A 25,065-nucleotide genomic window follows, 5' to 3' on the forward strand; every position below is an offset into this window, starting at 1 on the left:
ATAGCTAGAAAAATAGAAAAGGCTCATCAGATGATGAGCCTTTAACCTATTAGGACGCCTTATCCATTGGCGGAGGGGTTTTGACCTCCTTTGATGGTGCTTCCTCTTCTGAAGCATCAGTGAAGATCTCTGCTACGGCGCTGCGTTCTAGCTCACCTTGCAGGTTACCTTCGTCATCAACAACTGGGAGTGAGTAATCGCATGACATGGTATCAGGCAGAACTTGTTCAATAACCGTGTCTGGAGAGACAACAGGTACTTCCTCGTAAATCTCGTCATCCAACTCTTGCGCACCGTCAGTCTTCGCTGCGTCCAATAAACTTTCTTTGGTGACAACACCTTGATAGCCTTCGTCGGTCACGTGGTAGGCATAATCTTGCTTCACACGCTTCATTTCGATGAGCGCTTCCTCGATAGTTGTTGCTGCAATGCGGTACGCTGGTGGCTGCATTACGGTTTCAACTGTGAGCGCGCGGGCACGGTTCACGTCTTTAACAAACGCCTCTACATACTCATCAGCAGGTTGAAGCAGAATTTCGTCTGGAGAACCTTGCTGTACTAACTCGCCGTCCTTCAAGATCGCAATGCGATCGCCTAAACGAAGTGCTTCGTCCAAATCATGAGTAATGAAGATGATGGTTTTGTGCAGTTTCTCTTGCAGTTCGATAAGCTGATCTTGCATTTCACTTCGGATCAAAGGGTCGAGAGCGGAGAAAGCTTCGTCCATCAATAGGATCTCTGCATCGGTTGCTAATGCGCGCGCTAGCCCCACACGTTGTTGCTGACCACCAGAAAGCTGGGCTGGATATTGGTTCTCGTAGCCTTTTAAACCAACGGTTTCTAACCACTCGTTCGCTTTTGCAAGGCGCTCATCTTTCTTGAAGCCTTGAATTTCAAGGCCATAAGCAACGTTGTCTACGACAGTGCGGTGAGGGAGCAGCCCAAAGCGTTGAAATACCATCGACATTTTGTGACGACGAAATTCTTCCAACTCTTTTGGTGATAGTTTCATCACATCAACACCTTCGACCAAAATCTGCCCCATCGTTGGGTCAATCAAGCGGTTGAAGTGGCGAATCATTGTCGATTTACCAGAGCCAGATAGACCCATGATGACAAAAATTTCGCCTTTCTTGATTTGTAGATTGATGTCTTTTAAACCAACGGTATGGCCCGTATCAGCCAGAATTTGGTCTTTGCTCTGGCCTTGTTTTACTCGCTCAATCACTGTTTTTGGCTTTGGTCCGAAGATCTTATACAGCCCGCTAATTTCAATAAGTGGCTTAGTCATGTTTCAGATCTCCTAAGTGTGCTTGGGTTCGCTTCGCGTAAGCTTGCGACGCTCGGTCAAACAGAATCGCCAGTGCCACAATTGCTAGGCCGTTAAGCAGACCAAGGGTGAAATACTGGTTGGTGATTGATTTTAATACTGGCTGACCTAAGCCTTTAACGCCAATCATAGAAGCGATAACAACCATAGAAAGTGCCATCATGATGGTTTGGTTGATACCAGCCATAATGGTTGGCATTGCCAAAGGTAATTGTACGCCGACTAAGCGTTGCTTGTTACTTGCACCAAAGGCGGTGGCGGCTTCAAGAACTTCCTTATCTACGAGTCGAATGCCTAAGTTGGTTAAACGAATGACTGGTGGAATCGCGTAGATCACAACAGCAATCAAACCTGGGATCTTACCTATACCAAGGAGCATAACGACCGGAATCAGATAGACGAACGCGGGCATGGTTTGCATCACGTCGAGCAGTGGTGTCACGACGGATTGCACGCGATTGGAGCGTGCCATGGCAATACCAATCGGAATGCCGAGCGCAATGGCGAGCATGGTACACACCGTGATTATACTGAGCGTCCGCATCGTGTCTTCCCACATGCCAAAGTACCCAATCAGGATTAATGACACGAAACACGCGACAGCCAATTTCCACGATCGGCTTGCGGCATAAACCAATGCGGTACACACACCAAGAATGATCATCCATGGTGTAGAAATGAGGAGTTTTTCGAACCAAACGAGAAATGAGAGCAGTGGGTCGAAGAAGGATTCAATAAGGTCGCCATATTCACGAGAGAAGTCGCGGTATGCGCCATCAAGTGTTTTTCGGATGGTTCTAAGATCGGAGCGATCCATTTCTGGAAATTCGCTCAGCCAATTCGAGTCAGACATGTTTAATTCCTTTTCTTACCGAGGCTCGATTGAGCCTCGGCATACAACAAATTTGGTATTCCTATACCGTTTACGAAACGTCTAAGTCTTACAGTGCGCTTTGCACTTTTTTAGCTACGTCTTGAGGCACCCAAGCGGTCCAGATTTGTGGGTAGTTTTCTAGGAAATGGAACATCGTTTCTTCGCCGTCAGCTTGGTTGTCTTCCATCCAAGCCAATAGTTGGTTCATGTTTGCATTAGTAAAGCCGCGCTTAGAGAAGTAGTCATAAGCGGCTGGAGAGCGAGAAGCAAACTTTTCAGTGGTGATCGTATGAACTGGTGAAGGTGGGTACATGGTTGCTTTTGGTGCGTCACATTCAGGTTGAGTTGTACAGTTCACAAACTCTTCCAAATCCACGCCGCTACCGAAATCGACTTTCACCATGTCGTATTTACCTAACACAGCTGTCGGGGCCCAGTAGTAACCAAACCATGCTTGCTCACGTTCGTAAGCTTTTGCGATAGAGCCGGATAAACCTGCACTCGAGCCTGGGTCGATAATATCAAAACCAGCGCTTGCTAGGTCCATTGCTTTGTACAAGTTACCCGCACTAATCTGGCAGTTCCAGCCCGCAGGACAGCTGTAGAATGCGGACTTGCTTTTATCTTCTGGGTGAGAGAACAGCTTAGCGTGCTTCTTCACGCCTTCGATGGTTTTCATTTCAGGGTATTGTTTAACAAGGTAGGCAGGGATCCAGAATCCTTCTTCACCGCCGTCGACCAGCGCTTTGCCCGCATAGCGAAGGCGTTTTTCTTCAACGCCTTTGTCTAATGCATCTTTCAGACTGTTACTCCAAAGTTCTGGAGCGACGTCTGGTTGGCCTTTTTCAATCATTGAGGTGCCGGTCGGCATGGTATCGCCGGGGATGAGTTCGGCATCACAGCCGTAGCCGTGCTCAAGAATAAAACGGTCCACATTGGCAATCAGTGTTGCAGAGTTCCAGTTCATATCTGCAATGGTAACCGTTCCACACTCACTTGCGTTTGCGTTGGTCGCCGCTAGCGCACCAATCGCTAGTAGTAAGGGAGTTTTGTACGTCATATTGAGTTTCCTTTCTCTAAATAGCTCACTTAGGGTAACGAATTAATCATTAGTGTTCAAACTAATGTGTTAGATGAATTATAGCTTTATTTGTTAACAAGCGTGAAAGTGATAGTGAATGTTTGATGAAAATAGGCTCACAAATGAGAGGTTTTTTATCGACTCATGTCAATGAATCGTATGGTGGTTTGTATGTTTTGTTGCATTATTATTAGATGTCTAACGAATATTTCGCTTTGAACTCGATTTTTGCAAACTAAGATATTGGCATATGCTAAAAACTGTAATTGGCATATGCCACAAATGGGCGTAAGGTGAAGGCGTTTTGTAGAGAGGTTGTGATGGCGAGACCAAAAATAGAAAGACGCATATGCGGAAGTGCAGCGCACCATTGCTTTAAGCCCAATGGCGTGCCGTTTTATGAGCTAGAAAAAGTCAACATATTGCCAGAAGAACTAGAGGCGTTGCGATTGGCAGATCTGGAAGGATTGAGCCAACAGCAAGCCGCCGACCAAATGGGAGTCTCTCGCCAGACCTTTGGTAATATGGTGAAAAGCGCGCGTTTTAAAGTCGCGAAGAGCCTAGTAGAGGGTCATGCACTTGTTTTTCCTGACCAGGAGTCAAACTCATGATTTACGCCATTCCGAACGACGGCGAACGCGTCGCCAATCACTTTGTTAAAGCCCCATACATCGCGATTTATTCCGACACGGAAGGATTGTTGAAGAACCTCGCTAATATTGCCGCTATGCCTCAAGCTGGCTGCAAAGCGAAATCGCAACTTATTCAGTCCTTGCAAGAGTACAAGGTGGATGCGGTTTTGGTTCGCAACATCGGGGAGCGTGCGCTTGGCAAGCTTCTGAGCAGTGGTAAGCAAGTCTTCAAGCTATCGACGCGTAGTTCATTGGACGATGTGATGGGCGTGCCGCGCTCGCCATTAACGGTTGCAACGCAAGGTCGTCCTTCAACCAATCACGCCAAAAAAGGTGGCTGTGGTGGTTGCGGCAGCAAAAAAGCGCCACAGCTATCGCTCAACCCCCAATCCCAATCAAAAAATACACTCATGACACTTCGCCCGACTAAACTAAAAGCATTGGTTTCTTCTTACGTCAAAGAGGTGAAGTAATGGTTTGGTTGTTCACTTTTCTTGGGTTCTTAGCCATCATTTTGTTGATGTCACTGGGCGTGATCTTTCACAACAAGCGCATTCAAGGCAGTTGCGGTGGCTTGAACAACGTAGGCGTTGATAAAGTGTGTAACTGCGAGACGAGTTGTACGGAGAACGAACGCCGCCTTTATCAGATCCAAGAACCAAACTCGAAAGTGAATAGGTAGTGCCTCCAATTGCCAACGTCAAAATGCGCTGTTGCTCGCAAATACCTATCGAAGTGATACTAAAAGTTGGCGGTTAAGTGGCTGAGTTTACGATTATTTATCGATGTATTCTGGGTTATTTAGAGGTTGTCGATGAGTAGCAAACTGGCTGATTTTTCTGTGCATATTCCTATTACTCCTGAGCTGTTTGAGTTTCAAACCGAAGTGAAGGAGAAGCTGTATGACTTTAATCACGCACGACCTTCCGAGCATTTGAAGAAAGCCGAGATCATCGAGTCGCTCCTTGGCAGTGCGAACGGCGTGAATATTGTGCCACCTTTTTATTGTGACATGGGTAAGAACATCCACTTTACCCAAGGTGGCTTTTTGAATGCTGGCGTCACCATTCTCGATCTTGCACCTGTTCATATTGGTGAGTATGTGCAAATTGGCCCGAATGTGGTGATCAGCACGGCGGGACATCCGTTTGAACTGGCAGAACGCGTTCGTCCGATAGCAACGGGCAACCCAATTACCATCGGTGACAGTGTTTGGATTGGCGCAGGTGTCATCATTCTGGACGGTGTGACGATTGGCGATAGAACAATTATTGGTGCTGGTAGTGTGGTTACCAAAGACATTCCCGCCGACAGTGTCGCGGTTGGGAACCCATGCCGTGTAGTAAAGACCATCGAGCAGAGCGAAATGCCATCCGAGGAAGAGATTATCGAGATGTGGCGACCATTGATGGAAATTAAGCTAGATTAAAATAGATTGAATGAAGGACAAGGCGAGCGACTTTGCTCGCCTTGTCTATTTTGCTCTTATCAAATCACATTGAGTGGTGTGTATTGCTGCTCTAACTGCTCAATAGGCATAGGTCTACTGAAGTAATAACCTTGTAATAAATCGACACCAAGACCACTCAAGCTAGAGACATGGTCTGCGGTTTCGACCCCTTCTGCAACGATGCGATACCCAAGGCTCCTACCCATTAAAATCATGGTTGATACAAAGTCTAAGTTGGATTGGTCTTTGATGATGTCTGCAATAAAAGTCCGGTCTATTTTTATTTCACTTAACGGGAGCTTTTTCAGCAATGATAACGAGGAGAACCCCGTTCCAAAGTCATCCAAAGAGATGGTAATGCCTGCTTTTTTTAGCTTCTCAAGCGACTTCACACACAAGTCGTAATCACTAATGGCAGCGGTTTCGGTGATCTCGATGCAGAACAATGACAACGGCAGACGGTAATTGAGGATGGTCTGAATGACCTCGTCAGCGAAGTAAGGCTGAACAAGTTGTTTTGCGCTGATGTTAACCGAAATGTGGCTCATTGATTGCAGCCAAGCAGATTGCTGAACGTCACGGCAGACTCGATTAAGGATGTATTCACCCAATCGCGTGATCATGCCTGCATTTTCAGCGACTTGAATAAACTGGCTTGGAGGCACAAAACCGAGCGCCTCAGACTGCCAGCGAGCTAATGCTTCAACCGCAATCACACGCTGCGTTTTGTGGCACAACTGTGGTTGATAGAACACATCAATTTCGCTTTGTTCGAGGGCTCGATTTAGGTGATGTTCAAACTTCATCAAGCTTTGTGTGGTAGCTTCCATAGTGTTGTTGTAATGCACCACTTTGCGACCACCTAATTGCTTGGCTTGATACATGGCGATGTCGGCTTTTTTAACCAACTCTTCTGGGCTATTGCCATCGAATGGATAGAAAGAGATCCCCAAACTGCCTTGGCTGACCAATTCCATTTCTTCATGAATCATCGGCTTTTCGATGGTGCGTAAAATCATGCTGGCAATTTGACTTGCTTGCGCAGCATTACTGACTTGGCAGAAAAATAAGAACTCGTCACCACCTAAGCGAGCGATGGTATGTGGTTCGAGTAACACGTCCTCAAGTTCCTTGGTGATATGGCATAGCAAGGCATCACCGACGTGATGTCCGAAGGAGTCGTTGATCATTTTAAATCGGTTGAGATCCATCAACATAATTGCACTTGGCTTATCTGGATTGGTATCAATATGCTCAACAATGTCTTCCATGATCTTGCGGCGGTTAGCCACGCCTGTCAAAGAATCGAAATACGCCATATGATGAATTTTCGCTGCACTTTCTCTTTGCTCGGTCACATCGGTCATTGAGCCGATAAAGCGCACCGCATGACCTTGTGCATTGCGCACAGCAGAGCCATTGGCTTGTACCCAGATGTAACTACTATCGTGTTTGCGAATGCGGAATTCAGTTTTGAACGGCACTCTATCAACCAAATGTGCTTGGATGTGTTCTTCCAATTGGTCGATGTCTTCAGGGTGAATAAATTGGAATAGATGGTCGCAATCGATGGAACGTTTATGGGAGATGCTTTCATTGCCGAGCATGTTCACCAAACGACTGTTCCAACGTAGTTTATTACTGGTTAAATCCCAGTCCCAGATACCATCATTTGAGCTATTCGATACCACTTTGAGTTGTTGCAGCAACTGCTGTGAGTTTTTCTGACGCAAGGTGCTGGTATTGAGCAAGGCGTCGCGTTCGATGAACAAAGACAACATATCGAGGTAGTTGTTGAAAACGGACTGAGTGCCAATGTTTTGTGGGTCGTTCAATGAATCGACTACGGCTACTAGTTGCCATTGATTCTTTTGACCGGTAGCAACGGGCATGACCGTCGCAACAAAATGTTCACATCCTTCTAGAAATGGGAAGTCTCGGATGTCATCGCTTGCAGTACTTTGCTTCGGCAGAGTCGTTGGTTGGGTCATGCCTTGCTCTACCCAGCTTTCTACCAGATATTGCTCTCGGTTGCATTGGGCGAGGCAAGCCCAATCGAGATTGTTGCCGTAAAGGCTTTGCGCATCAAGGATCGAGTTGAAGCCATTTTGGGCTTGAGAGTAGAAGTTTTCGAAAATCTCAGTGGGCGAACGACCTGCCACATTTAGCAGCGCGTGGCGAATAGAGTTCGGGCACTCTGCTGATTCATAAATTGGATTACGATTACCGCAAGATTGTCGAATCACGAGTTTCTGTGGTACTTGGTTGATGTGGCTGGAGAAGGGGGCACCGTTGATTCTCTCAAGTGCGCGTTCAAAGGCGTTATGTGCCAGAACTTCCAATTGCTGATCGGCTGTTGTTAACGGGGGCTGAGTTTGTAGGCCGAAGAATACATTATCGATTCCCACGACCGCGACTTTATCTGGAACATTGATTTGTAAATGTTTGAGTTGCTCTATCATGCCAATCGCATTGTGGTCAGTAGCACAAATAACCGCTGTACATTGTGAGTCACGTTGGACAAACTCGACAGCTGCTTCTCGTCCTCCAGCTAAGGAACAGTTACTGACACAGAAAAAATCATCAGGGTTAAAGGCACCATGATGTTCGCTGGTTGCGTGTTGGAAAGCTTTGAAGCGAGCACGAACGTCGTTTACAGATAGGTCACCACAAAAGCCAATACGTTGATGGCCTTGCTCAGACAACCAATGGTAAAGCGCTTTGACACCATCACTTTGAACGCTAATAAACTGTTCTACGTCTAACGGCGCATAGCTTGCACCTAAAGAGAGTACTGGAATGCCCTTGTTTAGCGCCGTCTGAACCAAGTGATCTGCGGCGGAGTGCAGCACCACCATCAAAGCATCAAGATGATTCAGTGCGACGGGTAAATCGAAATCTCGGCGATGCCCGCTTCGAATAAAAATCAAATTAACCCCATGCTGTTTGGCCATTTGGCGCAACGTGGCGTTAAGCTCTCCCATATAAAAACCGCTCAACATTGGCAGAATGATACCAATGGTTGGTCGTCTATCTAAAACTCGTCTAGTCATTTGAATCAGTAATTAGAGTAAAGCTCATAAAGAAAAAGTACCGCCTCTGGATGTTCTTCAATGTGAGGCTGTCTGCAACACAACATTACTGACTAAAATCTCAAAAAAAAGACGTAAATATTGGAAATGATAATAGGCGCACATTTGGTAGGGGAACGGATGAAATCACTGTCATTTCACTGGCGTAGCGTCAAAATACCACTCACATTTGGTTTATAAAATCACCGAGCATTCACAAATAAATTGTCTAGAAGATCTAATTTTTGCACGCTATTTTTTGCGCATTTTTTGTTCGCATCTACGCTTTAAGTTCGTCTTAATAAAGGAGAACCAAAATGGCTGTAATGAAACAGGATATTCCAAATCGCATAACGGTTTATCATGACAATGTCGATCAGGAAAAAGAGTTGAAAAACGCGATGTTGCCAGAGAAACCTCGCTACTTTAACGGTTCTCCAACTTATCAGGCCGAAAGTGTGGAAGCGTTTGAAAGCAAGCTCAGCCAGATAGGTTTGTCACTTGATAAGTAATTTGATTGATAATGAGAACGCCCTCTAGATTGAGGGCGTTTTTGTTGAAACCGGTGTTAACTTAGCTTTACTGCGTTGCTTCGTCGCACACTTGTTTTTGTATGGCTGGCGGTGCTGGTTCGTAATGGCTTAGCGTCATATTGAAGCTGCCTTCACCACCCGTTATTGAGCGTAATCGTCGCGCATAATCTTGCAGTTCGTTAACCGGAGATTTTGCTCTTAGCATGGTGAAGTTGGCATCAATAGGCTCGGTACCCTCAATTAAGCCTCGGTTCCCTGAAAGATCGCCAGACACATCACCGACATTCGATGTCGGAATATGCAGTTCCATCTGAATAATCGGTTCCAAGACAATTGGTCCAGCATTATTGATGGCATCTAAAAAGGCTTTCTTACCCGCGATCACAAAGGCGATCTCTTTTGAATCAACCGAGTGGTATTTACCATCGTAAACCGTTACCTCGACATCTTTGATTGGGTTGCCAGAAATTGCCCCTTCTTCAAGGGCTTGTACAATGCCTTTTTCTACCGCAGGGATAAGTGAGGTTGGAATCGCGCCGCCGACGACTTTATTGACGAACTTAAAGCCAGTTCCCCGTTCTAGGGGACGCACTTTCAACTGCACTTCACCAAACTGACCAGCGCCGCCACTTTGTTTCTTATGGCGGTAATGCCCTTCAGCAGGCTTAGTAATGGTCTCAAAATACTCGACACTTGGTTGGCTGGTTTCAACCTCCAGTTTGTAGACATTGGACATTTTCTCTAATGCCACTTTGAGGTGGAATTCACCCTGTCCACTGATGATGGTCTCGTTGGTGCGTGCGCGATGTTCAATTCTAAGCGATGGATCTTCACTGGCGATTTTATTAAGCACATCACTGAGCTTTTGCTCATCGCCTCGTTTGATCGGTTTGAGACACAGTGAGTACATGGAATCAGGGAAGTTAAGTGTTTTAAGTTGTACGCCATCTTCTTCATGGGAGTCATGCACAATGGCATCAAACTCAAGCTCATCCACTTTGGCTAACACACAGAAATCACCTGCCAACGCTTTAGGGATTTCACTGCGGTCTTTGCCTTGCAATTGGTATAGGTGTCCGACTTTAAAGGCTTTGTTGCTTTCGCCTATGTAGAGTTGAGAACCAGCATTTATTTCGCCTTGATAGACGCGCAAATAGGCTAACTTACCCATGTAAGGATCGACGCTGATTTTGTATACATGCGCGACACTGCGTTCGAGTGCTTCACAATTTACTTTGACCTTTTTGCCATTTTTTTCAAGCAGTGGCGGGTTACCTTCATTTGGCATCGGCATGATTTCTGCCAACGTTCTTAAGAGCAGTTCGACGCCTGCGCCCGTTTCAGAAGAAACAAAACAAATTGGGATGACGTGGCCTGTTCTTAACGCTTCCTCAAATGGGTCGTGCAGTTGTTCTGCTGTCAGTTCTGAGCCTTGTTCGAGATAGAGCTCCATCAAGGCTTCATCGACCTCAATAACCTGATCAATCAAAGTTTCGTGAGCGTCTTCAACTCGTGAAAGCAAAGTGTCACGTTCTAATTCTGGCTCAAAATAACAGTCGACCACGGATTTGGCATTGGCTGAAGGTAAGTTGATTGGTAAACAGTTATCGCCAAAATGCTCAATGATGTTTTCCATCACGGCTTCAAGCTTATTACCGTGATTGTCTAGCTTGTTGATGATGATCATCTGGCATTTTTGTTGCTGTTTCGCGAAGGCAAATAAGCGATCAGCAGTTTGGTTGATGGGCATTTGAGGGTCGATGATCAACGCTGAAGTTTCTACGGCAGGGAACACGCTGAGCGTGCGTCCGAGTAATTCGTTCTGTCCCGGAGTGTCGATGAGGTTAAGGCGATGTTTGTTCCAACAAAGGGCGACGGGGGTGGCTTCGATACTGTGTTGATATTGAATGGATTGAGGGTCAAAGTCGGTGACGGTATCACCTTTTTCCACGCACCCTAAATGATTGGTGGCTTGGCAGGTGTAGAGCAGTTTTTCTATCAGAGTGGTTTTGCCGGTACCCGTTTGACCGACAAAAGCGACGTTGCGGATCTTATTGATAGGCATAGAGCCTCCTTGCAAATGACGCGCGAAACCGAATAAGCCTTCGTTGGCAAATCAACGGTTCCAAAGCAAACCTGAATTCAGGTCACGAACTGCATTGGAGTAGGGCGGGTTTACCGCCTTTTCGTCTTCCATGTCATTTTTCGGATGACTCTATACATACAACCACCACCTTGCTGAAAAGCGCATTAGAGGTTACTACGGTATTAGCATGCCGTAATAACCATGTAATTTATGTGACTTATTTCATGCTGGTGGTGATTGTTTTTTAATCTAGGTCATGAAATCGGTGACGGAGCCATCGCCGATTCTTTACAGAATGATTTCACCTTCTCGATATACCAAAGCAGGCTCAACATCCTGACCCAGTAAAACTGGACCATCTAAGTCGACCACTTTTGATTGCACCGCGATAGGCAGTGCGGCACGCATCGCCAGTGATGTGCCGAGCATACAGCCTGACATAAGCGCAAACTTAAGTCGCTTAGCTTCTTCTGCCAGCAACAGGGCTTCGGTTAAGCCGCCCGTTTTATCGAGCTTGATGTTCACCATTTCGTATTTCCCCACTAACTTATGCAATTGTTGACGCGTATGGCAACTCTCGTCAGCACAAAGTGGGATTGGATGTGGAATGTCTTTCAGTTTGCTGTCGTTGTTCGATGGCAATGGCTGCTCAATCATGGTGATATTGAGCGGAGCCAGTGCGGCGAAGGTCGCTTCTAAATCGAGATCTTGCCAAGCTTCGTTCGCATCCAGCACTATCATCGCATCGCCTGCCGCTTCACGAACAGCGCGTACACGCTCAATCACTTGTTCGCCATCGAGCTTCACTTTAAGTAGTTTTGCGCCTTGTTCGATGTAGTTACGAGTCTGGTTTGCCATTGCTTCTGGCGTGTTAATCGACACAGTCATCGCAGTGACAATTGATGTTGGCAGTTCAAATAGGTCTTGGGAATGTTGCTTGCCCCTTAGCTTAGCTTGCAAGTTCCACATCGCACAGTCTATTGCATTGCGCGCGGCGCCCGCAGGTAAAATAGCTTGTAGCTTCTCTCGTAGAGAAACAAGATTTGTCTCGCCTTTATTAAATAACCCTTTAAGCTCATGGGCCGCTTGAGAGATAGTTGTTATGACAGATTCAACGGATTCGCCATAGCGAGGGTATGGCGTGCATTCTCCTTGGGCACTCACGCCACTTTGCTCTATTGTTACTCGCACCACGTGGCATTCGGTTCGACTCCCACGAGAGATCCGAAAAGGCGTCGCCATCGCAATGGTGACCGGTTCTACATGAATATTCATCGCGTCTACAATCCTTAAATCGCAATAATTTTTTGGGCTATTTCTGCTACACCAAATCGCACAGGATCAGTCACTGGTACATGGTATTGCTTACTCCAATCTTGGCAAAGCTGTGCGGCCTCTTGTTCACTCACCGCAGAAGTATTCAAGCAGATTCCCACAAGTTGTGTGTCAGGGTTTGTTAAACGTGCAGCTTGCAAATTGGCTTCAATGGTTTGTTCGATGCTTGGTAATTTTGCATGCGGGAGATTACGAATGTGTGGGCGACCAATCTCATGGCACAGGACCAAAGCGTCTGCTTGAGCACCGTGAAGCAAGCCTAAACTCACCCCTGCAAATGAAGGGTTGAACAATGAGCCTTGACCTTCAATGATATCCCAATCGTGGTCGGTAAACTCTGGGCTGATGGCTTCTACTGCACCGGAGATAAAGTCCGCAACGACCGCATCAATAGAGATACCGCTGCCTGCGACAAGGATTCCGGTTTGACCTGTAGCCTTGAACTCAGCTTTACAACCAGATTGCTGTAAGGCTTTCTCAATCGCGAGGGCTGAGAACATTTTTCCAACCGAGCAGTCGGTGCCAACCGTTAGTAAGCGTTTACCCGAGCGCGCTTTACCATTGCCCACTTTCAGCGGTTCATCGTAATGGCGTACATCGTGCAACTTGGTTAAACCGCGTTGTTGTAAGTCATTCAAAGGCGCAAATTCAGAAAGACGTTGGTGCATACCTGAGGCAATTTCAAACCCCATTTCCGCCGCTTCTAGTAACGTCGCCTGCCATGATTCAGGAATAACACCACCAGGGTTTGCGGTACCGATGACAAGCGTTTTTGCGCCTTGCTGCTGTGCCTGTTGCAGCGTCATATCCGTTAAATCTAGGGAGACGGTTTCTGACGTAAGGCGAAGTTGCCCTAAGCAAATTTCAGGACGCCATTGATGAATGCCTCGCGCGGTTTTTGCGGCGAGTGGGTCGGTGACGTCGCCGAGAAATAGTAAGTAAGGTTGAGCGATTTGCATGATGGTTCCCTCTGTCATTCAATATGTTTTCAAACAATACGTTTTCAAGTAATGGCGTTTCAAACAATGTAGCCAGTTTGAAGAGGGAAGCCGAATGCCTATTTGTTGTACGCCTATAACTTGAAGTTATGGATTAAGGTAAGCGCTAACTTACTGATTCACCAATTGCTTTACGGAATCAATAAATAGCTTGGTAGAAATGGACTGTGGGGTGTGTTCGGCAAATAAGATAGACACTGAAAACGACAATGTAGGAGAGAGTGAGCGCACGCTGACTGCCTCATCATACTGATATTGTTTTGCGGTCCAAGGATCAACAATGGCGAAACCCGCGTGGTGTTTGACTAACTCTGCCGCAGCAGCGTAACTGCGCACCGTAATTGGATGGTGGTAGTGTTCGTCGCGAGCGGTTAAGGTTTGGTGCAGCAATAAACCAAGCGGGTCACGACTGTCCAAGCCGATGATTGGCAATTCGTGCTGAATCAAATCATCAAACGAAATGGTGTCGTTGTCCGAATTGAGCGCTTCTTTTGGTGCAATTAGAACAAGTTGTTGCTTAAGTAAAACCTCACTCAAAATCGCGGGAGGGGCTTCTTCGCCAAAGGCAATCGCCACATCCAATTCGTGCTTAAGCAAGCCTGAACATAGCTCATCACGGTTTGCCGTTAGTAGTTCAAACGAGATACCTTGTTGCTTGGAAAGAGTGGCAACGGTTGGAGCAAGCAATTGGGAAGCCAATACGGGTGGAGCTCCAATTCTCAAGTGTTGAGTGCCTTGTTTCACCTTATTGGTGAGCGAGCGAAATTGGCCGAGTTGCTGATAGACCTTCTCTGCTTCTGGTAACAGTGCTTTGGCTTCTTGCGTTGGCACTAAGCGACCTTTGATGCGTTCGAATAAAGCAAAGCTAAGTTGTTGTTCCGTATGTGCAAGCACCCGAGTGACGTTTGGTTGAGAGACATGTAACAAACGTGCAGCGCCAGAGACTGTTCCGGTTTGCATGATGGCATAGAAGACTTCCAGTTGTCTTAAGTTCACTGCGCTTTCCTTTGCGTTTATTGAGCAAGATGAGAATCTCTAATTTACTTCATTAAGGATTGCATCTCTATATGGATGTGCGGTTCTGGTTTGTGAGAGGAAATTATATCGCGCCAAACATCATTGAAATGATTGTATTTTCTTCGTTTTTGTCTGCTTGAATATGTTAACGTGGTGTAACTTTAGAACCTCAAGCATACTTGAGGTAAAGTGCTTTTAGAAAAAGGATGAAGAGATGGAAATCAGTGTTGGTGAAGTGGCAAAGCGTTCTGGCGTTAAGGTATCTGCATTGCACTTTTACGAGCAAAAGGGGTTAATTTCAAGTTGGCGGAATCAAGGAAATCAACGTCGTTATCATCGCAGTGTGCTACGTCGTGTAGCGGTCATTAAAGCCGCGCAGCAGGTGGGCTTGTCATTAGAAGAGATAAAGCAAGCACTTGAAGAATTACCTAAGCACCAAGCACCGAACAAAGTTCAATGGGAAACCATGGCAAGCCATTGGCATGAGCAACTAGAGCAGAAAATTCAGAAACTCAAGGCGTTGCAAAGTGACTTAGGTAGCTGCATTGGCTGTGGTTGTTTGTCATTAGAAACTTGTGCATTAAGAAACCCGGAAGACGTATTAGGGAAAGATCATGCAGGGTCGAATTTGACGCTAGATGAAGAAGGTTGAACGCCTTCTCCATCTGCATACTTTAAGATTTGAATGTGGATTATTGTTCTGCGGCTGAGTACAGCAAGCGCTCGAATCGTTCATGGCCATGAAGAAGTTCAAGGTCTTGCTCTTCCGCTAGCAGGTCTCGAATTGATGGGCTGGTGTCTATCGCACGTTCAAGATCTTCAATCGCTTGTTCTTCTATCCCTAAGCGAGAGTAAGCACAAGCACGTTGATACAACGCTGGGCCGTTGGTGTCATCGACTTCAAGTACGCGGTTACAAAGGCTCAATGCCCAGTGGTACTCTTTGATTTCCATTGCTGCGTCTGCTTTGTATGTTAGTGCTTCTAAATCTCCAGGTCGAACTAGTAAGATCTCATCGTAAATATCGATACGCTGCTCAGGCGTTTGTGAGCTCTGTGCACGCAACCATAAGTTGTGGATTTCGTTGATTTTCTCAATCTCTTTGTTGTTTTCACTGATGATACGCGTTTTGCGTTTTAAATCGCGTTCGAGTGCAACAAACTTCTTCTCATATTCTTGAGCAATTTTTTCGAGGCGTTTGTCCGCCATTTCTGTGGTGTTGTTCTTAAATTCGCGAAGAGATTGCCAACCAACAAAGGCGATCAAAGAAGCGACTCCAGCAATGATGTAGAAGAAGTAGGTGACCGTTACGTTGGCGTAGTTCAACGATTTGTCCGCGACAGTCAGTTCGCGATCGGTGATTTCGACGATCATTCGTCGCTCCAGATCTTGTTGTTCCTGACGCAGTGATTTCAGTTCATCGAGGATGTAGCGTTCCATCAATGGTCTGTCTAGCATCTCGGACTCTGAGTATTTTTCTTCTGATGCAAGAGTTGGGAAAGAGAGGAGAGCAGCGAAGAAGATGCCGATGAATAAGCGCATAGAACGTCCTTTTGCGTCGAGAATGGATGGATCTCTGAAACCATAGCAAATACAGACAAGGTTTAGCAAAAATCAGATGAAAAATGCTTGTTTTATAAAGCGTTCTGATGGGCTCATATCTTGTTCTTTTGATCATGAATGGATACTCTTTCCGGTTAGTAAAGCGATGGAAAAGCAGAACCAAGGAACAGAAGTATGGACGCTAACGCACAAGCTTATCTCACCCCATATATGGAAACGCTCTCTCAACAAGAGCAAGCAGCGATTCCCTCAGTAAGCGCTGATTATTATTGTGCTGACGAGTACAACGCCAATACTTGTGCTGAGCTGGTTAGAATCGGCCAGAAAACGGCCTCTTGCAGTATGGAACTCTGGTACAGCGAACACGGAGAAGTGATGCCTCAGGTTGGGCACTTACAAGTGGTGACCAATTGGGACGGCGAACCTGTTTGTATTATTCAAATCACAGACGTCAGTACCTGCCGATATTCGGACGTTAGTGAAGAGTTTGCCCAAGCTGAAGGGGAAGGTGATCGCACGATAGCTGGGTGGCGAGAAGCGCACACTAAATTCTTTAAAGTGGAATGTGAGGAACTTGGCATCGATTGGCATGAACAACGTTTGTTGGTGCTTGAGCGTTTTAGAGTGGTTTATCCTATATCCAAGTAACCAAACAAAAAAGGCTTGGCGCGTTGCCAAGCCTTTTCACTAAATACGATGATTTACGCCAATTGTTCTTGGCTATAGAGCCGTTGGATCAGCGTTTGCCATTCTTCTCTTAATATGCCGTATTTGATCGAATCGTAATACTCGCCTTGGTAGTAACGTACTTTACGAATCCGGGCTTCTTGTTGCATGCCAAGCTTTTCTGCGCAACGCATCATTCTTGGGTTACCCGACCATGTTGTTAAACCAACTCGTGCTATGTCTTGGGTTTCGAATATATGGCTAATCCAAGGCACTAGCGCACAAAAGCCCAACCCTTTATCCCAGTAGTTCGAATCGTAAATGACGATGCCAGCTTCAAGCCAGCGAGTGCTCTCACATTCCCAATACCAACTCACTGAGCCAACAGGCTTATCTTCGAACTCAACCAACAACATGTCTTCACCTTTCAGTAGGCGTTGAAAGGTGTGGTTACGAAAGCCTTCTAATGTCGGTGTTTGATAAGGGAAGTAAGGACCATTGAATTGCGCCCAGCGTTCATCCTCAGTGATGAGCTTATAAAGCGCTTTGGCTTCTTCCGGAATCGCTCGCCGGAGCGTTACACCTTGGAAATGATACATAGCCTACCTTTTCTTAGCGTTTGACTGCTGTGATGCTGAACATGTGCCAGTGTTTGGTATTACCGACTGCGGTTGTACCGTCTTCATCTCGTTCATGGAAATGAATAATGTCATATCCTTCAAACAATGCTTCGACTTGCTCCCTGGTGAACGCACTGATGTCTGGATGCGTTTTTGCTTTGACCCAAGAGTCTTTCACGCCCAGTAAATCCCCACAAAAAACACCACCGGAGACTAAGGCTGAGTCGATTCTTTGCCATACGCTTTCAAAGTGCTCACTCGGACAAAAGAACAAACTCGCACTGGCAATGAACAAGCTGCATTGCGGGTAATGAAAGTCACTAAAGCAAGATTGCGATATGTAAAAGCAAGGATTGCCTTCAAAGCGTGTTAAGCAAGTTTCTACGGCATCTTCGTGTGCGTCGAAAGCATGAACGGTAAAACCCTGATTAAGAAGATAGTTAGAGTCTCGACCTGTTCCACACCCCGCATCGATGGCGGTTTTATTGTTCAGTGCAAGCAAGTTGGCGGCGCGTTCTACATTTGGACGATGTGGCTGCTTGGCGACCTTTTGATAGTATTCGTTCCATTTCACTGACATTGTGATTCCTTTCTAGTTATTAATAGACGTAACTCAACCTTGAATAGCGTTTTGTTTTTGTGCTTCAAGGGATTACCCAATTTCTTTGGTGACTGGTGACTGGCTTTGTAACCGTGTGAGTTAAAGTTGCTCTTCAATAGGAAGAATACCGGAAAACCAAGCGCCTATTTTGCGCCAAATGCTCGCTTCGGGCTCTGAATCAAACGTTTCACCTGTTTCTATATCAAGCCAAGCAATCGCACCATCTTTGATAACAACCTGATAGGCATTCTCTTTAAGCTGTTCCGGCAGTATAGCTTGTTGTGCTTGCACGTACTCCGGTTGTTCGATAACCACCGCCATCTCAGTATTTAACTCGGCAGAACGAGGGTCCCAATTCATTGAACCCACGAACAAGGTTTTCTCATCAATCATCATGGCTTTAGCATGCAAGCTCGCACGGCTACTGCCCGTTAAGCTCCATTTACTTTTGATATTTGCACTGGCTTTTACTTCCCAAAGTTTGATCCCCGCTTTGACTAAGTCTTCACGATATTTCGCGTACCAACCGTGGACAGCAAACACATCGTTCGAGGCTAAACTGTTGGTGACAATCGTAATATCAATGCCACGTTTAGCTGCTTCTGTTAGCGCTTTTGTACCGGATCCCGTAGGGACAAAATACGGTGAGATTAAGACAAAAGAGGATTCTACGTTATCGAGCAGTTCGGCTAGGTTATCGATCAATTGACTTTCTTGAGTTGCGATCTTGTCTGGTAAATCAAACCAGACTTCGCCTTTACCCCAATAGAGTTTTAATTTGCCTTGCTGTAACTCTTCATAGAGATCGAGTTCTTTGAAATTGTATGGACCGGTAGAAAACTTCTCTTCAAGTTGCAGCATTTTTACTTGCGCTTGAATCGCATCGTCCGCAACTTTTTGAGACTCAGGTACAATCCACTCCATTGGTATGGCATAGAGGCTATTCCAATACAAATCGAATTGGTCTGCGGTTTGAGCCACAGCTTCGCCATAAAGCATCACATCGAAATCACCAAATTCGACATTCGACTCGAAAGAAAAGTACTCGTTCCCGATATTCCTGCCTCCGACAATTGCTGAGACACTGTCAGAAATTAAGGCTTTGTTGTGCATACGTCGATTGAGGCGTTCGAAATCGCTGGCAAGCGCGAAAACGCGAGCATCTCGATATTGGTGAGGGTTGAACAAACGAATTTCGATGTTTGGATGGGCATTCAGTTCCGCCATGCCAGCATCGTTACGCTTTTGCATGTCGTCCAATAATAAACGGACTCTTACACCACGTTGAGCTGCTTCATATAAACGCCACGTCATTAGCTGACTGGTTTCGTCACTGCGGTAGATGTAGTACTGCAAATCTAAGCTTTTTTCTGCTGATTCAATCAGAGCGATTCGAGCTAAAAGCGCGTCATTTCCCTGATTAAGAGGGTAAAAGCCAGTGTCTGAGTTAGGATCTTTGTCGTAGCTTTCAAAGAATTCTGCCAAAGATGAGTCACTTTGATAACCGAACTGAAAGCTGGTGGATTTCTCACTGGGATCTCTTGGCTGAACTGAGGAGCAAGCCGAGATAAGTACAAGCATTGAACCGAGTAAGGCTTTAGAGAGAGAACGTAGCAATGCACACTTCCTTGTTAATACATAACGTAACTCTTTGATTATATATCAAGTGCTGAACCTAGGTAATGCAAGTGAGTGTGGTCAAGTCGCAGATTTCTCAATAAAGCAACCGAATCTGAGTGAATCGATATGGCTTTCGGAAAGAATATTATTCAGGCGGACAATATCATGTTTTTTACTTATCTTTTGCTTGTAAATGGTCAATATCACTAATATCTGGTGGTAATTACCAACACTGAACTGAGGGAAATAATCGTTTTACTTTAAGTTATTGATATTTAATGAGTAAACGTTTGGCATGCCGATTGCGTATAAACAGTGAACGTGAGAGGTCGTAACTTGCGAAGATGGTTAAGTTTTTGTTAATTTTATTAACTTGCCATGGATAGTTCTTTTGTGATTGATAATCGCGAAACACAGCGGAAGCACGGCGCTCTTATAAAGTTGTCTATTTCAGATGCAAACACTTACTGTTTGTCCACGAGGAGTAAAAGATTGGGTAATCAAACGTTCAGTTAGTTTATTCAACTCTAGCGCGAAGGCCTAACGGGGACAAATAGGAGAAAACAAAAATAAAAAAGGATTTTTGATGTTAGCAAAACCAGTATTACGTTGGCTTTTACCCTTCGTCGTAGTTGGTGGTTCTTATGCGGGTTATGCCGCGATTGCCGCGACTGCACCCGAAAAAGAGTCAATCAAAGATACGGTCAGTGAGCCGACCGTACAAACTTCTTCACTTTTCCCTACCGATCATAAAGTCGTTATCACGAGCCACGGCGAGATGGTGCCTTTTGAGAAAACACACTTAGCTGCGCAAGTCAGTGGTGAGGTTGTCAGTTGGCATCCTAATTTTGTCACTGGTGGTATCGTTAAACGCGGTGAAGTGCTATTTACGATAGAAAGTGATAACTACGAAGCGGATGTTCTACAAGCCGAGGCAGGGCTCGCAAGTGCGCGTGCAGCTTTGATTGAAGAGCAAGCAAAAGCTGAAGTGGCAAAGCGTCAAGCCAAAAAATTGAGCGACAAGCAAGTCAGCGACCTTTACCTACGTAAGCCGCATGTACTAAGTGCGCAAGCACAAGTGAAGTCTGCTCAAGCTGCACTGAAACGTGCGAAGCGTGATTTGGAGAATTGTAAAGTGGTTGCGCCATACGATGCATTAGTGGTTGAGCGTGACATCGGTGTGGGACAGTTTGTATCATCAGGCTCTCGCGTCGCAACACTAAACAACATTGAAGTGGCTGAGATTCATGTTCCTATTGCTGGCTTCGACAGTGCGTTCCTACCAGAATCCATTACTGAACTTCGAGCAACAGTGACGCAACAAGGCATTTTATCAACCACGCGTGAAGGTATTGTCGTGCGTGATCTCGGCATGATCGATAGCGCAACGCGTATGATCAATATGGTCATTCAAGTCAACGATCCATACGGGTTAGATACCCAACAACCTCCGATCAAATTTGGTTCTTATGTTGAAGTCAGTTTCACAGGCAAAGAGCTCAAACACATTTATCGTCTACCACAAGAGCTAGTGAAAAATCGCACGGTGTGGGTGGTTAATGATGAAAATGAACTGCAACCGAGAACCGTCAATGTGCTTCGTGCAGAAGGTGAGTTCTTGTTGGTTGGTGAAGGGTTGGAGCAATCGGATAAGTTAGTATTGACGCTTCCTGAGTATCCTCAACAAGGTATGGCAGTCCAAGTCGCAAAAAAGAATGACGACTCCGAAATCGTCGTACAGTAAGTAGGAGTCAATCATGGAAGAGAATCAACAAAAAGGCATTATTGCTTATTTTGCTAACAACTCTGTCGCCGCGAACCTGATGATGATGTTCATTATTGTGATGGGTATCGTGAGCTTCATGTTCATTCAACGTCAAATGTTCCCGAATGTTGAGGTTAACTACATCAACATTCGTGCGGAGTATCCGGGGGCTTCTCCACAAGAGATTGAAGAAAGTATTCTGGTCAAGGTTGAGGAATCAATCAAAGACGTAACGGGCATCAAAAAGACCGTGGCGAGAGCGTCTCGTGGTAGTGCTTATGTGTCGATTGAAGTCGATGTCAATGCCGACATTAAACGTGTTTTGGAAGACATCAAACAAAGGGTTGATACCTTATCCAACTTACCCGCGGGTATGGAGCCCATTAACGTTTATCAAGTTGAATGGCGACAGGAAGTCATTGAGATGGGCTTGGTGGGTGATAGGCCGCTTGAAGAGCTTAAGCCCATTGCTAAGCAAGTTGAAGATGAATTACTCCAACTGAAAAATGTCATGTTGGTGGACTTGAGTGCTCCGGAAGAAGAGATCGCGATTGAAGTTGATCCATTGACTCTTCGTAAGTATGACTTAACGTTGAATGATGTGAGTAACGCAATTCGTCGTTATTCCGCTAATTTCTCTGCGGGTGAAGTCAAAACCAACTCAGGCATGATTGCTGTTCGCATTGAGAACCAGTATTACCACGGTGATGAGTTTCGCAATATTCCGGTCAAGCTGGGTGCAAATGGTGCGAAGGTTCTTTTGCAAGACATTGCAACGATCAAGGATGGTTTTACCGAAGAAGATCGCTACTTCGAATACTCTGGCCAAAATGCTATTTACATGGCCGTGCAAGCAACACGTGACCAAAACATCATCCCTGTGGCGGAATCAGTTCGTAATTACATCGAAGCGAAAAATAAGACCCTCCCTAATGACATTCAACTGAAAGTGCTGGTTGATATGACCTATTACCTCAATGGTCGTCTCGACATGATGTTGAAAAACTTACTGCAAGGTGCGGCGTTGGTGGCGATTATGTTGTCGATCTTCCTACGCTTCCGTTTGGCGATGTGGGTCATGGTGGGATTACCGGTCTGTTTCCTCGGTGCCGTCATGCTGATGCCAATGCTCGGCGTCACGGTCAATATTGTTTCTCTGTTCGCCTTTATCATGGTGCTGGGCATCGTGGTTGATGACGCCATTGTCACCGGTGAAAGTGCTTACAGTGAAATCGAAGAGAAGGGAGGTGGTGTCGAGAACGTCGTTCGCGGTGTAAAGCGAGTTGCGACGCCTGCAACCTTTGGTGTTTTGACGACCATCGCGGTCTTCGCGCCTTTCTTGTTATCCAGCGGAATCGACAGTGCTTTCTTCTATGGCATTGCTGGTGTGGTTATCCTGTGTCTGATCTTCAGTTTGATTGAATCGAAACTGATTCTTCCCGCTCACTTAGCGCACACTAACTTCAAACCGATTAAGCCTGGTGGTTGGCGTGATAACTTCAACAAGCGTTTCTTTGGCTTTGTTAACGGCCCTTACCGTAGCTTCGTTAAAGCTTGTACGCATTGGCGCTGGACGGTATTTGCTGTTTTTTGCGGCTTATTGCTCATCAGTGCAGCTCTTGTGAGTTCAAATTATGTTCGTGTCATTCCAAACCCGAAAGTCCCAACGGATTATCCGGCGATTACGATTGAAATGAATGACACGGTATCGAGTGAGCAGACCATCAATGCGTTAAAAACCATTGAAGGAGTGATGCAAGATATCGAGAACCAGATCATTGATGAGCACGGTCAGGGGATGATTCGTGACGTGCTGTCTTACAACCGCAGTCGTACAGAGGGGCGTATTTTAGTGCCGCTCGTGGATGAGGAACTTCGTCCGTTCAATACGTTCGAGCTTGCTCGTCGTTGGCGCGAAGCGATGCCTGTGATTCCGGGTATGAAGAGCTTTAAGATCCGAGAACAAAGTGCAGGTGGTGGCGATCGAGACGAGTTTGGGTATTTGTTGTTTGGCTCGGATATCAACCAACTCAATGAAGCGGGACGTTACTTGATTGGTCGCTTACAGCAAGAAGAAGGCTTATATGATATCTCTTCTTCTATCGATTCGGGTAGTAAAGAAGTGCTGCTTTCACTTGCTCCTGTGGCCTACGATCTCGGTTTAGACCTAACGATGATCGCTGCGCAAGTCGGTGGCAGTTTTTATGGTGGTGAAGCACAACGACTGATCCGCGATGGTGAAGAAATCAAAGTCATGGTTCGCTATCCAAAACTGACTCGCGAGGCTTTTTCTTCCTTGCGTTACGCAGTGATCACAACACCGGCTGGTAAAAAAGTGATGCTGGGTGATGTGGTCAAGATCAGTGAGCAACCGGGTGTGAGTACCATTCGTCGTGAAGGTGGGTATCAGACCGTTTATGTGTATGGCTCTATAGATGAAGAGTTGGTTGAACCTCAAGAAGTCGTGAAAGTTATCGACGACAAAATCTTACCGGACATGAAGCAAGCCTTCCCAAGTGTGAAAACGGAATTGGGTGGTGACATCGAAGAACAAGCTGCGCAACGTAATGAACAAATCATGTTCTTTATTGCAGGTATGATCATCGTTTACATACTGTTGGCAGTACCGTTGAAGAGTTACACCCAACCATTGATTGTAATGTCGGTCATTCCGTTCAGCTTAACGGGAGCAATCTGGGGACACTTTTGGCTGGATATGGACATCAGTATGATGTCGACATTTGGCTTAATCGCGGCAGCGGGTGTTGTTATCAATGATTCCTTGGTGATGACAGATTACGTTAACCAAGTGCGAGAAAAAGGCATGAGCATTAAGCAAGCGGTTGTTGAAGCTGGCTGTGCACGTTTTAGAGCGATCACGTTAACGTCTATTACTACCTTTGCTGGCGTCCTACCTATTATGTTTGAGACTAGCTTGCAGGCGCGTTTTGTTATCCCGATGGCGGTCGCGCTTGGTTTTGCCGTTCTATTTGCAACTGTCCTTACTTTGATTCTGGTGCCTTGTTTGTACCTGATGCTAGAGGATATTAAAAACATCTTCCGCATTGTTAAACGGTTCTTTGGCCGTTTGATTGCTAAGCTCAAACCGCAGTCATCGAATGCGGTTGGTAAAGAAAGTACGCAAAGTTAGTTTTATCGAGCATGAAAATATAAAGCAGCCTTCGGGCTGTTTTTTTTTTGTGCCTTAAGCGAACTGAAATGGGCTCTCTATACTATAAACTGAGTGAATGACTAACTGTTTACAAATATCTTTGGTTAATTTGACACTGTGTGTGTGAAATTCGCCATTGAGCAGATGGTGGAAAAATAAACATTTCTTTAAGTTGTTGATATTAAAAGTTTAAAAAGTTGGCATCCTATGTGCAATGTATAGATTGTAAACCAATGAACTGCTAATCCTTAAGGAGCTTACTATGCAAAGCGTATTTCTTTCTACTCTAGGTCTTATTGCTGTAATGTCATCACCAATCGCTGCTGCTAACACTCTAGACAGAGACGAGTGGAGTGCAGATTTACGTCAAGAATTTACAACCATGAAGCATGAAGCGGTAGCAGATATCCAACAGATGAACATGGACGCTATCGATGAACGCGACGAACGCATTGTAAAACATATCAAAGAACAACAAGCTCAATTGGTAAAGATCAAATGCCAAAAGACAGAGGCAACCAAATCATAGTCTCTGATGAAAAAGACTCAGTGTTGGTCACAAAGATGAGTGATTAACTTAGAGCATCCGAAACAAGCGAGACGCTAGTGAGCAGTCGGCGTCAACCTTGTTGCTCTTTGCCCGGCCATAGAG

22 protein-coding genes are annotated in these 25,065 nt (G+C 45.6%); 10 read left to right on the top strand and 12 right to left on the bottom strand.

The features are described 5' to 3' along the window. Positions 1-49: 49 nt before the first annotated feature. From C1S74_RS19525 to C1S74_RS19535, 3 genes are all read right to left on the bottom strand, one after another. Entirely contained in the window at positions 50-1,291 is a 1,242-nt protein-coding gene (locus C1S74_RS19525; protein WP_045397062.1) for a quaternary amine ABC transporter ATP-binding protein, read from the bottom strand. Next, complete coding sequence (locus tag C1S74_RS19530) at positions 1,284-2,183, bottom strand: ABC transporter permease (RefSeq protein WP_045397065.1); 900 nt, start codon at positions 2,181-2,183, stop codon at positions 1,284-1,286. The genes C1S74_RS19525 and C1S74_RS19530 overlap by 8 nt, the downstream gene beginning before the upstream one ends. A gap of 88 nt (positions 2,184-2,271) precedes the next feature. Next, the gene (locus C1S74_RS19535) at positions 2,272-3,264 is read right to left on the bottom strand and encodes an ABC transporter substrate-binding protein (RefSeq protein ID WP_045397067.1); all 993 of its coding nucleotides are present in this window, start codon (positions 3,262-3,264) and stop codon (positions 2,272-2,274) included. Between the two features lie 341 nt (positions 3,265-3,605). Here C1S74_RS19535 and C1S74_RS19540 point away from each other — a divergent pair, with 341 nt between their 5' ends. The 4 genes from C1S74_RS19540 (at position 3,606) to C1S74_RS19555 (ending at position 5,346) form a co-directional block, all read left to right on the top strand. Further along, entirely contained in the window at positions 3,606-3,896 is a 291-nt protein-coding gene (locus C1S74_RS19540) for a DUF134 domain-containing protein (protein ID WP_045397070.1), read from the top strand. Then, complete coding sequence (locus tag C1S74_RS19545) at positions 3,893-4,390, top strand: NifB/NifX family molybdenum-iron cluster-binding protein (protein WP_045397073.1); 498 nt, start codon at positions 3,893-3,895, stop codon at positions 4,388-4,390. Before C1S74_RS19540 ends, C1S74_RS19545 begins: the two co-directional genes overlap by 4 nt. Then, positions 4,390-4,599: a (Na+)-NQR maturation NqrM gene (nqrM, locus tag C1S74_RS19550; protein WP_045397075.1), complete on the top strand. Its 210-nt coding sequence runs from the start codon at positions 4,390-4,392 to the stop codon at positions 4,597-4,599. Before C1S74_RS19545 ends, nqrM begins: the two co-directional genes overlap by 1 nt. Positions 4,600-4,731: 132 nt before the next feature. Then, positions 4,732-5,346: a sugar O-acetyltransferase gene (locus C1S74_RS19555; protein ID WP_045397078.1), complete on the top strand. Its 615-nt coding sequence runs from the start codon at positions 4,732-4,734 to the stop codon at positions 5,344-5,346. 59 nt (positions 5,347-5,405) lie between these two features. Here C1S74_RS19555 and C1S74_RS19560 read toward each other — a convergent pair whose 3' ends face one another. After that, complete coding sequence (locus C1S74_RS19560; protein ID WP_082038992.1) at positions 5,406-8,420, bottom strand: EAL domain-containing protein; 3,015 nt, start codon at positions 8,418-8,420, stop codon at positions 5,406-5,408. Between the two features lie 335 nt (positions 8,421-8,755). Between C1S74_RS19560 and C1S74_RS19565 the strand changes: the two genes are divergently transcribed. Then, positions 8,756-8,950: a hypothetical protein gene (locus tag C1S74_RS19565; protein WP_045397079.1), complete on the top strand. Its 195-nt coding sequence runs from the start codon at positions 8,756-8,758 to the stop codon at positions 8,948-8,950. Between the two features lie 67 nt (positions 8,951-9,017). Here the strand turns inward: C1S74_RS19565 and fusA are convergent, their stop codons facing one another. The 4 genes from fusA to C1S74_RS19590 all read right to left on the bottom strand — a co-directional run bounded on the left by fusA (position 9,018) and on the right by C1S74_RS19590 (position 14,386). Next, complete coding sequence (gene fusA / locus C1S74_RS19570) at positions 9,018-11,036, bottom strand: elongation factor G (protein ID WP_045397081.1); 2,019 nt, start codon at positions 11,034-11,036, stop codon at positions 9,018-9,020. A 309-nt stretch (positions 11,037-11,345) separates the two neighbouring features. Then, entirely contained in the window at positions 11,346-12,332 is a 987-nt protein-coding gene (gene dgcA / locus C1S74_RS19580; protein WP_045397083.1) for an N-acetyl-D-Glu racemase DgcA, read from the bottom strand. Positions 12,333-12,346: 14 nt separating this feature from the next. Further along, positions 12,347-13,351, bottom strand: coding sequence for an N-acetyltransferase DgcN (gene dgcN / locus C1S74_RS19585; RefSeq protein WP_045397084.1), 1,005 nt, complete (start codon positions 13,349-13,351; stop codon positions 12,347-12,349). A gap of 150 nt (positions 13,352-13,501) precedes the next feature. Continuing rightward, entirely contained in the window at positions 13,502-14,386 is an 885-nt protein-coding gene (locus tag C1S74_RS19590; RefSeq protein ID WP_045397086.1) for a LysR family transcriptional regulator, read from the bottom strand. A 235-nt stretch (positions 14,387-14,621) separates the two neighbouring features. On the opposite strand from C1S74_RS19590, the gene soxR reads away from it, so the two are divergent. Next, on the top strand, positions 14,622-15,059 hold the full coding sequence (gene soxR, locus C1S74_RS19595) for a redox-sensitive transcriptional activator SoxR (RefSeq protein ID WP_038864987.1): 438 nt from the start codon (positions 14,622-14,624) through the stop codon (positions 15,057-15,059). A 40-nt stretch (positions 15,060-15,099) separates the two neighbouring features. Here the strand turns inward: soxR and C1S74_RS19600 are convergent, their stop codons facing one another. Continuing rightward, positions 15,100-15,948, bottom strand: a complete 849-nt coding sequence (locus tag C1S74_RS19600) for a tetratricopeptide repeat protein (protein ID WP_045397088.1) — start codon at positions 15,946-15,948, stop codon at positions 15,100-15,102. Between the two features lie 195 nt (positions 15,949-16,143). On the opposite strand from C1S74_RS19600, the gene C1S74_RS19605 reads away from it, so the two are divergent. Then, positions 16,144-16,617: an ASCH domain-containing protein gene (locus tag C1S74_RS19605; protein WP_045397089.1), complete on the top strand. Its 474-nt coding sequence runs from the start codon at positions 16,144-16,146 to the stop codon at positions 16,615-16,617. 53 nt (positions 16,618-16,670) lie between these two features. Here C1S74_RS19605 and C1S74_RS19610 read toward each other — a convergent pair whose 3' ends face one another. The 3 genes from C1S74_RS19610 to C1S74_RS19620 all read right to left on the bottom strand — a co-directional run bounded on the left by C1S74_RS19610 (position 16,671) and on the right by C1S74_RS19620 (position 19,473). Further along, on the bottom strand, positions 16,671-17,234 hold the full coding sequence (locus C1S74_RS19610) for a GNAT family N-acetyltransferase (RefSeq protein WP_045397091.1): 564 nt from the start codon (positions 17,232-17,234) through the stop codon (positions 16,671-16,673). A 13-nt stretch (positions 17,235-17,247) separates the two neighbouring features. Next, on the bottom strand, positions 17,248-17,835 hold the full coding sequence (locus tag C1S74_RS19615; RefSeq protein ID WP_045397094.1) for a class I SAM-dependent methyltransferase: 588 nt from the start codon (positions 17,833-17,835) through the stop codon (positions 17,248-17,250). Positions 17,836-17,955: 120 nt separating this feature from the next. Continuing rightward, positions 17,956-19,473 (bottom strand): phospholipase D family protein, encoded by a 1,518-nt coding sequence (locus tag C1S74_RS19620; RefSeq protein ID WP_045397095.1) that lies wholly within the window; start codon positions 19,471-19,473, stop codon positions 17,956-17,958. A 589-nt stretch (positions 19,474-20,062) separates the two neighbouring features. Between C1S74_RS19620 and C1S74_RS19625 the strand changes: the two genes are divergently transcribed. From C1S74_RS19625 to C1S74_RS19635, 3 genes are all read left to right on the top strand, one after another. After that, positions 20,063-21,220: an efflux RND transporter periplasmic adaptor subunit gene (locus C1S74_RS19625; RefSeq protein ID WP_045397097.1), complete on the top strand. Its 1,158-nt coding sequence runs from the start codon at positions 20,063-20,065 to the stop codon at positions 21,218-21,220. A 13-nt stretch (positions 21,221-21,233) separates the two neighbouring features. After that, positions 21,234-24,392 (top strand): efflux RND transporter permease subunit, encoded by a 3,159-nt coding sequence (locus C1S74_RS19630; RefSeq protein ID WP_045397098.1) that lies wholly within the window; start codon positions 21,234-21,236, stop codon positions 24,390-24,392. Positions 24,393-24,675: 283 nt separating this feature from the next. Then, entirely contained in the window at positions 24,676-24,942 is a 267-nt protein-coding gene (locus C1S74_RS19635) for a hypothetical protein (protein WP_045397100.1), read from the top strand. Positions 24,943-25,065 lie beyond the last annotated feature (123 nt).

This window comes from Vibrio hyugaensis (genome assembly GCF_002906655.1).
Lineage (GTDB): Bacteria > Pseudomonadota > Gammaproteobacteria > Enterobacterales > Vibrionaceae > Vibrio > Vibrio hyugaensis.